This window comes from Pseudomonas sp. KB-10, from assembly GCF_018221585.1.
Lineage (GTDB): Bacteria > Pseudomonadota > Gammaproteobacteria > Pseudomonadales > Pseudomonadaceae > Aquipseudomonas > Aquipseudomonas yangonensis.
Genome location: NZ_QYYB01000003.1, coordinates 593,587 through 608,099, shown reverse-complemented (window position 1 = coordinate 608,099; position 14,513 = coordinate 593,587). Strand labels below are relative to the sequence as shown.

The 14,513-nt window shown below is 64.3% G+C and carries 14 protein-coding genes; 8 read left to right on the top strand and 6 right to left on the bottom strand.

Features of this window, described 5'->3' with window-relative positions; translation table 11 throughout:
- Window positions 1–26: 26 nt before the first annotated feature.
- The 3 genes from DXK50_RS11415 to DXK50_RS11405 all read left to right on the top strand — a co-directional run bounded on the left by DXK50_RS11415 (window position 27) and on the right by DXK50_RS11405 (window position 4,029).
- Window positions 27–551 carry an RNA polymerase sigma factor gene (locus DXK50_RS11415; protein WP_461818778.1) on the top strand — a complete coding sequence of 175 codons (525 nt, stop codon included), beginning with the start codon at window positions 27–29 and terminating at the stop codon, window positions 549–551.
- Window positions 548–1,501, top strand: coding sequence for a FecR domain-containing protein (locus DXK50_RS11410; RefSeq protein WP_212630375.1), 954 nt, complete (start codon window positions 548–550; stop codon window positions 1,499–1,501). The genes DXK50_RS11415 and DXK50_RS11410 overlap by 4 nt, the downstream gene beginning before the upstream one ends.
- Window positions 1,502–1,581: 80 nt before the next feature.
- A complete protein-coding gene (locus tag DXK50_RS11405) occupies window positions 1,582–4,029 on the top strand; it encodes a TonB-dependent siderophore receptor (RefSeq protein ID WP_212630374.1) in 2,448 nt (815 codons plus the stop codon).
- A 38-nt stretch (window positions 4,030–4,067) separates the two neighbouring features.
- On the opposite strand, the gene DXK50_RS11400 is transcribed toward DXK50_RS11405, so the two are convergent.
- Window positions 4,068–4,727 (bottom strand): hypothetical protein, encoded by a 660-nt coding sequence (locus DXK50_RS11400; protein WP_212630373.1) that lies wholly within the window; start codon window positions 4,725–4,727, stop codon window positions 4,068–4,070.
- 143 nt (window positions 4,728–4,870) lie between these two features.
- Here DXK50_RS11400 and DXK50_RS11395 point away from each other — a divergent pair, with 143 nt between their 5' ends.
- The gene (locus DXK50_RS11395; protein WP_017677277.1) at window positions 4,871–5,482 is read left to right on the top strand and encodes a LysE family translocator; all 612 of its coding nucleotides are present in this window, start codon (window positions 4,871–4,873) and stop codon (window positions 5,480–5,482) included.
- Window positions 5,482–6,672 carry a benzoate/H(+) symporter BenE family transporter gene (locus DXK50_RS11390; RefSeq protein ID WP_161865276.1) on the top strand — a complete coding sequence of 397 codons (1,191 nt, stop codon included), beginning with the start codon at window positions 5,482–5,484 and terminating at the stop codon, window positions 6,670–6,672. Before DXK50_RS11395 ends, DXK50_RS11390 begins: the two co-directional genes overlap by 1 nt.
- Window positions 6,673–6,772: 100 nt before the next feature.
- Here DXK50_RS11390 and DXK50_RS11385 read toward each other — a convergent pair whose 3' ends face one another.
- The 5 genes from DXK50_RS11385 to DXK50_RS11365 all read right to left on the bottom strand — a co-directional run bounded on the left by DXK50_RS11385 (window position 6,773) and on the right by DXK50_RS11365 (window position 11,866).
- Window positions 6,773–7,675: a bile acid:sodium symporter family protein gene (locus DXK50_RS11385; RefSeq protein ID WP_212630372.1), complete on the bottom strand. Its 903-nt coding sequence runs from the start codon at window positions 7,673–7,675 to the stop codon at window positions 6,773–6,775.
- Between the two features lie 100 nt (window positions 7,676–7,775).
- On the bottom strand, window positions 7,776–8,537 hold the full coding sequence (locus DXK50_RS11380) for an SDR family oxidoreductase (protein ID WP_212630371.1): 762 nt from the start codon (window positions 8,535–8,537) through the stop codon (window positions 7,776–7,778).
- A 218-nt stretch (window positions 8,538–8,755) separates the two neighbouring features.
- On the bottom strand, window positions 8,756–9,457 hold the full coding sequence (pyrF, locus tag DXK50_RS11375) for an orotidine-5'-phosphate decarboxylase (RefSeq protein WP_212630370.1): 702 nt from the start codon (window positions 9,455–9,457) through the stop codon (window positions 8,756–8,758).
- A 190-nt stretch (window positions 9,458–9,647) separates the two neighbouring features.
- Window positions 9,648–10,565, bottom strand: coding sequence for a response regulator (locus DXK50_RS11370; protein WP_212630442.1), 918 nt, complete (start codon window positions 10,563–10,565; stop codon window positions 9,648–9,650).
- Window positions 10,562–11,866 (bottom strand): sensor histidine kinase, encoded by a 1,305-nt coding sequence (locus tag DXK50_RS11365; protein ID WP_461818773.1) that lies wholly within the window; start codon window positions 11,864–11,866, stop codon window positions 10,562–10,564. The genes DXK50_RS11370 and DXK50_RS11365 overlap by 4 nt, the downstream gene beginning before the upstream one ends.
- Before the next feature lie 231 nt (window positions 11,867–12,097).
- On the opposite strand from DXK50_RS11365, the gene DXK50_RS11360 reads away from it, so the two are divergent.
- Genes DXK50_RS11360 through DXK50_RS11350 form a run of 3 tightly spaced genes read left to right on the top strand, consistent with a single transcriptional unit; the run spans window position 12,098 to window position 14,485 of the window.
- The gene (locus DXK50_RS11360) at window positions 12,098–13,492 is read left to right on the top strand and encodes an ethanolamine ammonia-lyase subunit EutB (protein WP_212630369.1); all 1,395 of its coding nucleotides are present in this window, start codon (window positions 12,098–12,100) and stop codon (window positions 13,490–13,492) included.
- Window positions 13,492–14,256, top strand: coding sequence for an ethanolamine ammonia-lyase subunit EutC (eutC, locus tag DXK50_RS11355; protein ID WP_212630368.1), 765 nt, complete (start codon window positions 13,492–13,494; stop codon window positions 14,254–14,256). The genes DXK50_RS11360 and eutC overlap by 1 nt, the downstream gene beginning before the upstream one ends.
- Window positions 14,257–14,311: 55 nt before the next feature.
- Window positions 14,312–14,485, top strand: coding sequence for a DUF2897 family protein (locus DXK50_RS11350; protein ID WP_081648502.1), 174 nt, complete (start codon window positions 14,312–14,314; stop codon window positions 14,483–14,485).
- Window positions 14,486–14,513 lie beyond the last annotated feature (28 nt).

Below are 14,513 nucleotides of genomic sequence, written 5' to 3'. Positions count from 1 at the left end.
TATCACCTTAACTTAGATATCGCGAGGTGCGCGTGTCGGTTCAGGATTCCAGCGATCAGCAGCTGGTCGGTCTGCTTTATCGCGACCACCGTGACTGGCTGTTCGGCTGGCTGCGCAGAAGCCTGAACTGTGCGCAGCGCGCCGAAGACCTGAGCCAGGACACTTTCGTACGCCTGCTCGGTCGTGCTGATCTGCACAGCCCGCGCGAGCCCAGGGCGCTGCTGACCACCATCGCCAAGGGCCTGCTGGTCGACCAGTTCCGCCGCAGCGCGTTGGAACGCGCCTATCTGGAAGAACTCGCGCAAGCTCCCGAAGCCGTGCAGCCGAGCCCGGAGGAACAGACACTGGCGCTGGAACAGTTGGCCGAAATCGACCGCCTCCTCGGCCAACTGTCGAGCAAGGCACGCGCGGCCTTCTTCTATAACCGGCTGGATGGTCTGGGCCATGCCGAGATCGCTGAACGCCTTGGCGTGTCGCCATCCCGCGTGCGTCAGTACCTCGCCCAGGCTCTGCGCCAGTGCTATGTCGCGCTGTACGGAGCGCCGCGATGAGCCAGGTCTCGGCGCGCGTGCTCGATGAAGCCATCGCCTGGCAACTGTGCCTCGACTCCGGCGAAGCCAGCGAACAGCAGCGCAACGATTTCGCCGACTGGTTGGCTGCTCACCCGGAGCATGGCCTGGTCTGGCGGCGTCTTGGCGGGATCGACCAGCAACTCTACGCGGCCAGCGCCCCCATAGCACGACGCGCACTGCTGCAAGGCAATGTCAGCCGTCGACGCAGCCTGCGCCGGCTTGGCGGTGGTGCTCTCGGCCTGCTGCTGGCCACCGGCGTGACGCTGCTGGCTCAGCAACGCCCGCTGGGTGATTATTTCGCCGACTACCATACGGCCAGCGGCGAGCAGCGCGACCTGTTGCTCACCGACCGCAGCCAGATTCGCCTCAACAGCCGCAGTGCACTGGATATCGAGTTCGACGACAACGAACGACGCCTGCATCTGCGCAGCGGCGAGATTCTGATTCAGACGGCCAATGGCGATGCCCGACCGTTCATCGTCGAGACGGATCAGGGGCGTTTGCGGGCGCTGGGCACGCGCTTTCTGGTGCGGCGCGACGGCGCCGCGACCGAGTTGATCGTGTTGCAGTCGGCGGTCGCAGCCAGGCCGCTGGCCGGCTCGCAGGAGCGCATCATTCACAGCGGTGAACAGGTGCGCATGGACAGCCAGCACCTCAGCGCCAGCAGCCCCGCGCCGGTCGGCGCCGACGCCTGGAGCCGCGGCATGCTGGTGGCGGACAACCTGCCGCTGCAACACCTGATCGACCAGCTTGGGGAATACCACAGCGGCTTTCTGAGCCTCGATCCCAGTCTGGCCGGGCTGCGCATCAGCGGCAGTTTCCCCCTGCATGACAGTGACAAGGCGCTGGCAGCGCTGGCATTGAGCCTGCCAGTACGGGCCGAGCGGCTGGGGCCCTGGTGGACCCGCGTGGTGCCGGCGGAAAAATAATTTTCCCCGCCCCTGTCACTTTTTCTTTCTGCTTCGGCAGAAGGGCATTGAGATACATTAACTCTTAGGAGAGGTTCGCAATGTCCTTCCGCCCTGCCCCGTTCCGCCATACGCTGCTGGCCCTGACCATCGCCTTAGCCGGCCATGCCGGGCTGACTCATGCCGAGCCCTATCAGTTGCCGGCCGGTCCCTTGGCCACCACGCTCAACCAGATCGCCAGCCAGGCCGGCGTAACACTGAGCATCGATCCCACGCTGACCGAGGGCAAAAGCTCGGCACCGGTCACGGGTGACTACGAGGCCATCGAAGCGCTCAATCAGGCGCTGCGTGGCACCGGCCTGCAGCTGCAAGGCAGCGGCGGCGCCTACAGCCTGGTCCCGGCAGCGGAAGCTGCCGTAGCACTGCCGGACGTGACCGTCACCGCCAGCGAGCAGGCCGCCGAAACGGCTTTGGGCCCGACCCGCGGCTACCTGGCCAACCGCACCGCGACCGGCACTAAAACCGACACACCGCTGCTGGAAACGCCGCGCTCGATCTCCGTCGCCACCCGCGAACAGATGCAGGACCGCAAGGTGCAGAACCTCGATGACGCCGTGCGCTACATGCCGGGGGTGATCGCCAGCAGCTACGGCAGCGACAGCCGCGCCGACTGGATGAAGATCCGCGGCTTCGAGCCGATCCAGATGCTCGACGGCCTGCCGCTGCCCAAGGGCAGCTATACCATGGCCAAACTGGAAACCTGGAACCTGGAGCGTGTCGCCGTGCTGCGCGGCCCCGCCTCGGCTGTGTATGGCCAGACGCCGCCCGGTGGCCTGGTGGATGCCGTCAGCCGCCGCCCGCAGGCTGAAAGCAGCCATGAAGTACAGGTCCAGGTCGGTAACTACAACCACAAGCAGATCAGCTTCGACAGCACTGGCAAGATCGATGATGAAGGCCAGTTTCTCTACCGTTTCAGCGGCACCGGCCGTGACAGCGGCACCACCGTCGAACATATCGACGATCAGCGTTTCAATCTCGCGCCAAGCCTTACCTGGAATATCGCCGACGACACCAGGCTGACCTTCCTCGGCCAGTTCAACCGTGACGATACCGGCGGCACCAGCCAGTTCCTGCCGCTGCAGGGCACCAAGCTGGGCACGCCGGCCGGCAAGGTCGACTACCACAAGAACCTTGGCGACCCTGACTGGGAGTTCTACGACAAGACCTTCTATGCACTGGGCTATGCCTTCGAGCACCGTATCAACGATATCTGGCAGTTCAATCAGAACCTGCGCTACAGCAAACTCGAACTGGATAACCAGATCATCACGGCTGGGGGTTCAGCATTCTCGGTAGCTCCCGACGGCAGAGTTGATCGTGGCGCCAATATCTATGACGAGAACATCAGGCACTTCGCCGTGGACAACAACTTCCAGGCGGACTTCAACACTGGCGCAATAGGCCACACCCTGCTGCTTGGCCTCGACTACCTAAAAGTGAATACGGACTACCGCTGGCAGTTCGGCAACGCCTACCTCTATGACGACAACTTCAACGTCATTGGGATCAACGTTCCTCCGAGTAACATTAACAATCCAAGCTATGGCCAGGATTTTAGTGGCGTTACCTATGGCGATCTACAGAACTACAACCAGAAGCGCAGAAACACCGGCCTCTATCTGCAGGACCAGATGGCACTCGACGCCTGGCGCCTGACCCTGGGCGGTCGCTGGGATCGGCTGGATACCGACTCGGTCTTCTATAACGCCAACAATGCCAGGGACAGTCGCCGCGATAGCCAATTCAGCGGCAACGCCGCGCTGAGCTACGTGTTCGACTCAGGTTTCACACCTTACGTGTCCTATGCCGAGTCCTTTCAGGCCGAAGCTGGCGGCAACAGCGGTGCGGCGTTCAAACCCAGCACCGGCAAGCAGTACGAACTGGGCATCAAGTATCAACCGCCGGGCAGCGACATGCTGTTCACCGCCGCCGTCTATGACCTGACGCGGCAGAACATCGTGACCACCAACATCGCCGGGGCCACCGAGCCAGTCAGCGAGGTGGAAGTCCGCGGCCTGGAGCTGGAAGCCACCGGCAACGTCACCGAGAACCTCAGCCTGACCGCCTCCTACAGCTACACCAACAGCAAGATGACCGAGGTTGGCGATCCGCGCGACAAGAACCGCGCCCTGCCGCTGATCCCCGAGCATCAGGCGTCGATCTGGGCCGACTACGACTGGAACCAGGGTGTGCTGGCGGGCTTCGGCGTCGGTTTCGGCGCCCGCTTTGTCGGCTCCACCGATAATATTGCCGTCGGCAACATGGGTTTCGTACGTGACGCCTCCGACGGCCACAGCAGCGCTTACACCGTCTACGACGCTGCGGTGCGCTACGACCTCGGTCAGCTCGATGCCAGCCTGCGTGGGGCCAGCGTGTCGCTCAACGCCAACAACCTGTTCGACAAGGAATACCTGGCCACCTGCGACGGTTTCTACTGCTATGCCGGCGACCCTCGCCGCGTGACGGCGAGCCTCGACTACAAATGGTAAGACGCTGAAAAACCAGAGCCGCCCATGGGCGGCTCTCGTCACTTCGGGCCCAGGTGATCGGCCGCCTGCAACTCGGCAGCCCCTCTGAAGAACACCAGCATCAGCGCCACCCCGGCGCCGAGCAACGGCAGCAGCGCCAGCAGCATCAACAGCACGGTGGCCAACATCAGCCCACCGACGATATCGAGCCAGGCCATCACCTTCAGTGGCGGATAAGGGTATTGCAGCTTGAGCAGCCGGATGCCCAGCCAGGTGGTGCCTATCCCTGTCAGGCAAAGCAGCGTCATATAGCTCAAAGTCTGCCAGTCGAGCCCAGTAAACAGCTGCTCGCCGAACAGTAAATCGACCAGCTCCAGCAACAGAGAACCTGCCAGCACAGCCCATACCGGTGCGCCCAGGTTTCGTGCAGCAAAGCGGGCTTCGGCAAAGGCCTTGAAGCGCAGCAGCAGGTAGCAGCCAAGCAGTACCAGCACCAGACCCAGCCAGTCGGTGTAGGTAAACAGCAGCTCGGCCTCATGCGCTTCCAGCAGCGCGCCGGCGGACGTCAGCCCGACCACCAGCGCATTGCCCAGCACCGAGACCAGCGCCAGCCAGCCCAGTACACGCAACTGCCTGGCATGCCAACCCGGCAATGCCCGAGCATCGGAGCCGTCGAGCAATTCCACCTCAGGGGTACTGTAAGGATTGTCCGGTTGCATGGCCTTTATCCCTGTTCGGCAAAAATCCGAGGCTAACCACCCAGGCAGCGCTTGGCCAGACTGTACGGCCCAACCCAGCCATGGCTGTACCGCGACGCCGCTGCGGTGGCGCAATAGGCTTTGCCAGTCCCGGGAGAACGACCATGTCCACCGAACTGCTGCTCGCCTTCATCGCCTTCGCCTTCGTCACCTCGGTGACGCCTGGCCCCAACAACATGATGCTGCTCGCCTCCGGCGTGAACTTTGGCGTGCGCCGCAGCATTCCGCACATGCTCGGCATCAGCCTGGGTTTCATGCTGCTGGTGGCCGCCGTAGGGCTGGGCCTTGGCCAGGTGTTCCAGCGCCTGCCGGTGCTGCACGATGTGCTGCGCTATGTCGGCGCTGCGTATCTGCTCTACCTGGCTTGGAAGATCGCCCAGTCCGGCGCGCCGCAAAGCCGTGAGAACCCGGAGGCCAAACCCTTCACCTTCATTCAGGCAGCGGCCTTTCAGTGGGTCAACCCGAAGGCGTGGATCATGGCCATCGGTGCCATTACCACCTATACACCGCAGGATGGTTTTTTCAGCAACGTGTTGCTGATCGCAGCCCTGTTCGCGTTGGTCAACTGCCCCAGCGTAGGTTTGTGGACCGTCGCCGGCAGCATGCTGCGCAAGTGGCTGGACAACCCGCGCGCCCTGCGCGCATTCAATATCGGCATGGCGCTGCTGCTGGTCGCCTCGCTCTATCCCATCATCGTCGACACTGGAATGTTCTGATGCAAGACGCCGCCCCTACCCGCCTGCGACCACTGGCGGACACCTCCACCTCGGCCGTGGTCGCTGGCTTCATCGCCATGCTCACCGGCTATACCAGTTCCCTGGTGCTGATGTTCCAGGCCGGTCAGGCTGCCGGCCTCACAGCAGGGCAGATCTCTTCGTGGATCTGGGCGCTGTCGATCGGCATGGCGCTGTGCTGCATCGTGCTTTCGCTGCGCTACCGCGCGCCGGTGATGATCGCCTGGTCCACCCCCGGTGCGGCGCTGCTGATCACCAGCCTGCCGCAGGTCTCCTATGGCGAGGCGATTGGCGCCTACATCCTCGCCTCGGGCCTGATCGTGCTGATCGGTCTGACCGGCACCTTCGACCGCCTGATGCGCCGCATCCCCGCCTCCATTGCTGCCGCGCTGCTGGCCGGTGTGCTGTTCAAGATCGGCTTGGAAATCTGCGTGGCCGCCGAGCAGCAACCCATTCTGGTGGTTGCCATGCTGCTCGCCTACCTGCTTGGCAAACGCCTGTGGCCGCGCTACTCGGTGCTCTGCGCACTGATCGTCGGAAGCGTACTGGCGGCGGTCTTCGGCCTGCTGGACTTCAAGGACTTCCAGCTGCAACTGGCCACGCCTGAATGGACCACGCCAACCTTCTCGCTGGCCGCGGCAATCAGTATCGGTATTCCGCTGTTTATCGTCGCCATGGCTTCGCAGAACCTGCCGGGCATGGCCGTATTGCGCGCCAACGGCTATGACGTGCCGGCCTCGCCGCTACTGACCAGCACCGGCCTGGTATCGATTCTGATGGCGCCGTTCGGCAGCCACGGGATTCACATGGCCGCCATCAGCGCTGCCATCTGCGCCGGCCCGGAGGCTCATGAAGATCCGCGCAAACGCTACACCGCGGCGGTCTGGTGCGGGGTGTTCTACGCCATCGCCGGCATTTTCGGCGCCACCCTGGCCTCGCTGTTCGCGGCGCTACCAGCAGCGCTGATCCTGTCAATCGCCGCACTGGCACTGTTCGCCTCGATCATCGGCGGCCTGACCCAGGCCATGAGCGAGCCCAACGAGCGCGAAGCGGCGCTGATCACCTTTCTGGTCACCGCCTCGGGCATGACGCTGGCCGGTGTCGGCTCGGCGTTCTGGGGTATCGTCGCCGGCCTGCTGACTCTGGCCGTGCTGAACTGGGGCAAGCGGTAGATTCTCTGTAGCCGGATGCAATCCGGGCTACGGTCTCCGTCGAAAGTGGGAGGGGCTTAGCCGCGACTATCGCAGGCAAGCCCTCCTCCAATCTTCAACGCTACGCCTTTTCCCCTTGCACCACTGGCTCGGCCAGCTCGGCACCATGCACCCGGTTGACCCACAAGCCGAACAACGCGGCCGTGATGAACATGATCAGGCTGTAGATGGCCGCGGGGATGGCCATGGTCGGGTTGTTCAGCAGCGCCGGGCTCAGCGCCAGGGCGATGGCCAGGGTGCCGTTGTGGATGCCGATCTCCATGGCGATGGCAATCGCCTGGCGCAGGTTGAGCTTGAGCAAGCGTGGCACGCAGTAGCCCACCGCCATGCTCAGCAGGTTGAAGGCCAGCGCCGCACCACCGACCGAGGGTGCGTAGTCCACGAAAGTACGCCAGTCCTTGGCCACCGCCAGCAGGATGATCAGCAGCAGGAACAGCGCCGAGACGATTTTCACCGGCTTCTGCATGCGCTCGGCGAACCCTGGGAAGCGGCTGCGCAACCACATGCCGATCGCCACCGGGCCGAGGACGATGATGAACACCTGCACCACCTTGGCGAACTGCAGCGGAATGGCCTGATCGGCGGACATGAAGTACGCCAGCGACAGATTGACGATCAGCGGCATGGTCAGGATCGCAATGACCGAATTGACCGCAGTGAGGGTGATGTTAAGCGCTACGTCGCCATGGGCCAGATGGCTGTAGAGGTTGGCCGTGGTGCCGCCTGGCGAGGCCGCCAGCAGCATCAGGCCGACGGCCAATGCCGGTGCCAGGCCGAACAGTTTGGCCAGGAAGAAACACGCCAGTGGCAACAACAGCAGTTGGCAGGCCAGCCCGATCAATACCGGTTTGGGAAATTTGGCCACACGGGCGAAGTCGGCCAGGCTCAGGGACAGGCCAAGCCCGAGCATGATGATGCCCAGTGCAGCGGGAAGGAATAACGTCAGCAAGTGGTCGGCGGTCATTATTGTTATCGTTCCAGTTGAACCTGGCAGGATTTTGCGCAGTCAGGGCCACTGCTGACAGTGGCCCTGCGAGCCAACCTTAGCCTGCGGGCCAAAGCCTTCAGATTGCCGTAGCGCCGCCATCGACCGCCAACGCATGGCCGGTGGTGAAAGCCGCATGGTCGCTGCACAGGTAAAGCACCGCGGCGGCGATTTCCTCGACCTTGCCGATACGCCCTACCGGGTGCATGGCAGCGGCGAACTCGGCCTTCTTCGGATCGGCTTCATAGGCGCGGCGGAACATATCGGTGTCGATCACCGCCGGGCACACCGCGTTGACGCGGACTTTTTTCTTCGCGTACTCCACCGCTGCGGATTTGGTCAGGCCGATGACCGCATGCTTGGAAGCGGCATAGATACTCATCTTCGGCGCGGCCCCGAGGCCAGCCACCGATGCGGTATTGACGATGGCACCACCGCCCTGGGCCAGCAGCAGCGGAATCTGGTGCTTCATGCACAGCCACACGCCCTTGACGTTGACGCCCATGATCGCGTCGAACTCGGCCTCGTTGCCATCGGCCAGCTTGCCCTGCTCGATCTCGATGCCGGCGTTGTTGAAGGCGTAATCCAGGCGACCGTATTGCGCCACCGTGGCGTCCAGCAGCGCCTTGACCTCGGCGTCGCGGGTCACGTCACAGCGCACGAAGCAGGCCTCGCCACCAGCCGCGCGAATCAGCTCGACGGTACCCTCGCCGCCTGCTACATCCACGTCGGAAATCACCACCTTCAGCCCTTCGGCGGCGAAGGCCTGGGCCGTGGCACGGCCAATACCGGCGGCAGCGCCGGTGACCAGGGCGACCTGGCCGGAGAACGTCATGCTCATGTCTGCTTCCTCGCAGCGATTCTTGTTGAATTGGCGAGGAGTCTAGCCAGCAAGCCAGACGGCGAGCAGCACTATCAGGCTCTGGAGTGGTGGGTCATGCAGGGCACTGATGGCGACTTCACCAGCGCGGCGCTGCGATCAGCGGGCAGCCCGGATGAAATCCGGTAAAGATCGGACGGCGTGCCAGGCCGCCCCGGATCTCATCCGGGCGACAGGGCTCAGGCGCGCAGTTCTGCGACCACGCCAGCCAAGGCCTGCGCCGGATCGGCGGCCTGACTGATCGGGCGACCGATCACCAGGTAGTCGGAGCCGGCCTCCAGCGCCTGGCTCGGGGTGAGGATGCGCTTCTGGTCGTCGGCGCTGCTGCCGGCAGGGCGGATGCCCGGCGTCACCAGTTGCAGGCGCGGCTGCGCGACCTTCAGCGCGCGGGCCTCCTGCGCCGAGCAGACCAGGCCATCGAGCCCGGCATCGGCGGCCAGGCCGGCCAGTCGCAGCACCTGCTCCTGCGGCGGCACGTCCAGGCCGATGCCGGCCAGGTCCTGCTGTTCCATGCTGGTCAGCACCGTCACGCCGATCAGCAGCGGCTTGGCGCCGGCCAGCTTGTCCAGTTCATTGCGGCAGGCCGCCATCATGCGCAGGCCACCGGAACAGTGCACGTTGACCATCCACACGCCCAGCTCCGCCGCGGCCCTGACCGCCATCGCCGTGGTGTTGGGAATGTCGTGGAATTTCAGATCGAGAAACAGCTCGAAGCCCTTGGCCTGCAGCGCCTCGACCACCTGCGGCCCACTGCGGGTGAACAGCTCCTTGCCGACCTTGACCCGGCACAGCGCCGGATCGAGCTGATCGGCCAGGGCCAGAGCGGCATCACGGCTGGGAAAGTCGAGGGCGACGATGATCGGATTTTGGCAGGCGGGCATGAACGGGTCTCGGACAGGTAAAGAACGCCGCGCATTGTAGCGCAAAGCTCGCCGGCGCTGGTCATGGCCTAAGCCCAGCACTCAGGCAGGGTCTTACGGGAAATACGCTGGGGGGATGCCGTAGGAGCGAGCTCTGCTCGCGAACGCGTTTTCGCGAGCAGAGCTCGCTCCTACAAGGTTTTCCGGCCTGTCAGGCAATCAGACGCTCACGCAGACGGCCGAGCATGCCCATCAAACTGCCCACCTTCTCCTGCTCACGCTCGTCACGCGGCGCCTCGGCCAGACGGCTGACCACCTGCTGCGGCTGTGCGCGCCAGATCAAAGCCTGCTCGGCGGCGGCCTTGAGCCCTTTCTCGAACAAGCCGCGGCGAATTGGCTTGGGCAAATAACGAAATATCTGCGCCTCGTTGACCAGTCGCAGCAGCGCCTGGGTGTCCTGAAACGGCGTGACCACCAGGCTGAGCAGGCGCGGATGCGCTTGTGCCAGGGTCTTGAGCAGCGGCGCGGTGTCTTCGCCGGCCAGCTTGAGGTCGCTGACCAGAATGTCCACGTTGTCGTTATTGAGCATCAACATGGCCTCGGCCAGATTGCGGGCACGTAGCAGGTTGTGGCCGCCCGCAACGCAGAAATCGCCTACAACGCCGAGCGTGTCCGGCTCGTCGTCCAGCAACAGCAGCGTCAACGGCGCGCTCAGCTTCTCGCTGGCAACGGCCTGCAGCGGCTGCGCCTGACGCACGGCCAGCTCGGCCGCCTGGCGCAGGGTGAACGCCATTTCCTGCTGATCCCAGGGTTTGGTCAGATAGCGGAAGATGCCGCCGTTGTTCAATGCGTCCACCGCGGCATCCAGATCGGAATAACCGGTGAGCAGGATGCGCAATGTATTCGGCGCGATCTCACGCGCTTCGGCCAGCAGCTGTGCCCCACTCATCAGCGGCATGCGCTGGTCGCTGATCAGCACATGAATGTGTTCCTCACGCAGTCGCTGCAGCGCGCGCAGCGGGTCGCTTTCGGTCAGCACCTCGTAATGGCGGCGAAACTGCAGGGCGAGACTGCGCAGAATGCGCTCCTCATCGTCGACGAACATGATGCGAACGGGTGCAGACATCAGGCGCTCCTTTGCATGGCGACGGTGGCGGGCAGTGGCAGGCTGATAAGAAAGCGCGTGCCTCGTCCCGGCTCGGAGGCGACGCGAATCTGGCCGCCATGGTCCTGGACGATCTTGTAGCTGATGGACAAACCCAGGCCGGTGCCCTGGCCGACCGGTTTGGTGGTGAAGAAGGGATCGAATATCTTCGCCATGACCTCAGCGGGCATGCCACGGCCGTTGTCCTGCAGCGAGATGTGGATGCCCTGGGCATCGGCCCAGCTGCGAATCTGGATGCGCCCCATGCCATCGATGGCCTGGGCGGCGTTGGTCAGCAAGTTGAGCAGCACCTGGTTGATCTGCGATGGCGCACAGGCGATACGCGGCAACTCGCCCAGTTGCTGCACCACTTCGGCCTTGTCCTTGATGTTATTGCGCGCGATCAGCAGCGCGCTGCGGATGCAGTCGTTGAGGTCGACCTCCTCGCTCATGGCGCGGTCGAGACGGGCGAAATCCTTGAGACCAACCACCAGTTCGGCAATCTGTTCCAGGCCGTAAAGGGTATCGCCATACAGCTGCTGCAGGTCCTCGGCGAGCAGTTCCGGCGCGGCCTGCTGGCGAGCCTGTTCGGCAGCCTGCAACGCCTGAGCAAGGCTCGCCTCATCGCAATCGGGGTCGTTCAGGCATTGGCCCAGCCGCGCCTGGGCGGCGGCGAGTTCGAACAGCGGCTCACTCAGTTCGCGCAATAACTGCACGTTGTTCTTCACATAGCCCAGCGGCGTGTTCAGCTCATGAGCGACGCCAGCGACCATCTGCCCGAGCGATGCCATCTTTTCCGACTGCAGCAGTTGTGCCTGGGATTCCTTGAGGTCCACCAGGGCCTGACGCAGTACACGGTTGCGCTGGGCTACCCTCGCCTCCATGGCTTTGAGCAGGTCCAGGACCGTGCCCAGTCCGCAGTACTTACCCTGGACATCGATCAGGATAAAGTCCTCGGTGATCGGGTACTGCAACTGCGCGGTGACCTGCTTCGAGGCCTCCTCCAGGCTGGCTTGCAGGCTGACGATCAGCGGCGCATCGTTCATCACCTCGCCAACCGGGTGGCGGCCGCGCAGGTCGCGCCCGAAACGCTGCATGAAGATGTCCTGCAGGGTGGCGCGGCTAACCAGGCCGATCGGCCGATTATGCTCATCCACCACCGGCAGGGAGAGAAACGCACGGTGCTCGGTGGCCAGTAACAGGTCGGCCACCTCGTTGATACTCATCGATGCGGCGAGCGGCGTGACGGCTCGCATCAGCGATTGCAGCGCTCTGGCATGGGTCACGAACGGCCTCCCCGTGCGATCGGAAAGCCGCCATTCAAACAGCATCAGGTTGCCATCATGTGACAGGTGTCACACGCGGATGCGCCAGGCAGGTGCATCAGGCTCTGCCCTGCACTCATTTCATTCACAACACAGGTCCCACAGCTTCCTCGTACCGCGCATTGGCGGCAGTCAGGCGCTGGCATGAGCGCTGCACGGCAAAGCGAGTTCTCTTTGCTACGGATTGCAGACATGCCCTACCAGACCACCATCGGCAGCCTGGTCTATCGCTTCGCCGACCTCAAGACGCTGCTGGCCAAGGCCAGCCCGGCGCGCTCCGGCGATTACCTGGCAGGGCTGGCCGCCGCCACCTACGAAGAGCGCATGGCAGCCAAGCTGGTCCTGGCCGAGGTACCGCTCAAACGCTTTCTCGACGAGGCGCTCATCCCCTACGAACAGGACGAAGTCACCCGCCTGATCATCGACCGCCACGATGCCGCTGCCTTCGCCCCGATCAGCCACCTGACCGTGGGTGACCTGCGCGACTGGCTGCTGCTGGAAAAGACCGACAGCGCACGCCTGGCGGCCGTAGCCTCAGGCCTGACGCCGGAGATGGTCGCCGCCGTGAGCAAGCTGATGCGCAATCAGGATCTGATCCTGGTGGCACGCAAATGCCAGGTGATCAGCCGTTTTCGCAACACCCTGGGCCTGCCCGGTCATCTGGCCGTGCGCCTGCAGCCCAATCATCCCACCGACGACGTGCGCGGCATCGCCGCCAGCATGCTCGACGGCCTGCTCTACGGTTCGGGCGACGCCACGGTGGGCATCAATCCGGCCAGCGACTCGCTGCCGACGCTGATGCGCCTGTGGCAGATGATGGATGAGGTGCGCCAGCACTTCGAAATCCCCATGCAGAGCTGCGTGCTCACCCATGTCACTACGCAGATCCAGGCCATCGAGGCCGGCGCGCCGATCGATCTGGTGTTCCAGTCCATCGCCGGCACAGAGGCCACCAACGCCGGCTTCGGCGTCTCCCTGGCGATACTGCGCGAGGCTCACGAAGCCGCGCTGTCGCTCGGCCGCGGCACTCTGGGCGATAACCTCATGTACTTCGAGACCGGCCAGGGCAGCGCGCTGTCGGCCGGCGGCCACCATGGCGTCGACCAGCAGACCTGCGAAGCCCGCGCCTACGCCGTGGCCCGCGAGTTCCGCCCGCTGCTGGTCAACACCGTGGTCGGCTTCATCGGCCCGGAATACCTCTACGACGGCAAGCAGATCATCCGCGCCGGCCTGGAGGATCACTTCTGCGCCAAGCTGCTTGGCCTGCCGATGGGCTGCGACGTCTGCTACACCAACCATGCCGAAGCCGATCAGGACGACATGGACAGCCTGCTCACCCTGCTCGGCGCGGCCGGCATCAACTTCATCATGGGCATCCCGGGCGCCGACGACATCATGCTCAACTACCAGAGCACCTCGTTCCACGATGCGCTGTACCTGCGCAGCGTGCTGGGCCTGAAACGCGCCCCGGAGTTCGACGCCTGGCTGGCGCGCATGGCCATTACCGAACCGACCGGCCGCCTGCGCGAGATCGGCCGCGGCCACCACCTGCTCAAGCAACTGCCACACATCTCGGGAGCCGCGTGATGGCCGACGATCTGATCCAGCACAACCCCTGGGACGAACTGCGCGCGCACACCTCGGCGCGCATCGCCCTCGGCCGCGTCGGCTGCAGCCTGCCCACCCGCGAGGTACTCAAGTTCGGCCTGGCACACGCCCAGGCGCGCGACGCCGTGCATCGACCGCTGGACTTCGGCGAGCTCAAGCATCAACTGCATGCCGCCGGTTTCCGGGTGCTGAAAGTGCGCAGCAATGCCGAGGACCGCCAGACCTACCTGCTGCGCCCGGATCACGGCCGCCACCTGCATGGCGACTGCCAGGTGCAACTGCAACACGAGCTGCCGGCACCGGAACTGGCCATCGTGCTGGCCGACGGCTTGTCGGCCGTCGCCGTGCAGCGCCATGCCCTGCCGCTGCTGCAGGCCTTTCGCGAACGCTTCGCTACCGACTGGGCCAACACCCCGGTGGTGCTGGCCGAACAGGGCCGCGTGGCGATTGGCGACGGCATCGGCGAAGCGCTGCGAGCACGCCTGGTGGTCGTGATGATCGGCGAGCGCCCGGGCCTGACCTCGCCGGACAGCCTCGGCCTGTATCTGACCTACGCACCGCGGGTGGGTTGCCCGGACAGCGCGCGCAACTGCATCTCCAACGTGCGCCCCGAGGGCCTGCCTTACGAACTGGCCGCACACAAACTCGACTACCTGACGCGCCAGGCGCTGCGCCTGCAACTGAGCGGCGTGCAGCTCAAGGACGAAAGCGATCTGCAAGCCGTAGCGCTACAGGCCAACTGACAACTCTCCGATCGCGGGGTATGGTGAAGGCTACATTCCCCCGTGAGGACTCGTCATGCCCTGGTACGTCTGGCTATTGCTGGTACTGGTATTCGGCTCGGTGATCGGTAGCCTGCTGATACTGCGCAGCAGCGCCAAGAAGATGCGCCTGAGCGAGGATCAGCTCGAACGCATGCGTAAACGCGCCATCGAGCAGGAAGCCAAGGACGCGCGCGAGCGCCAGCGCTAGGCGCGCCCCCTCTCCTCGCCCGCAGAGA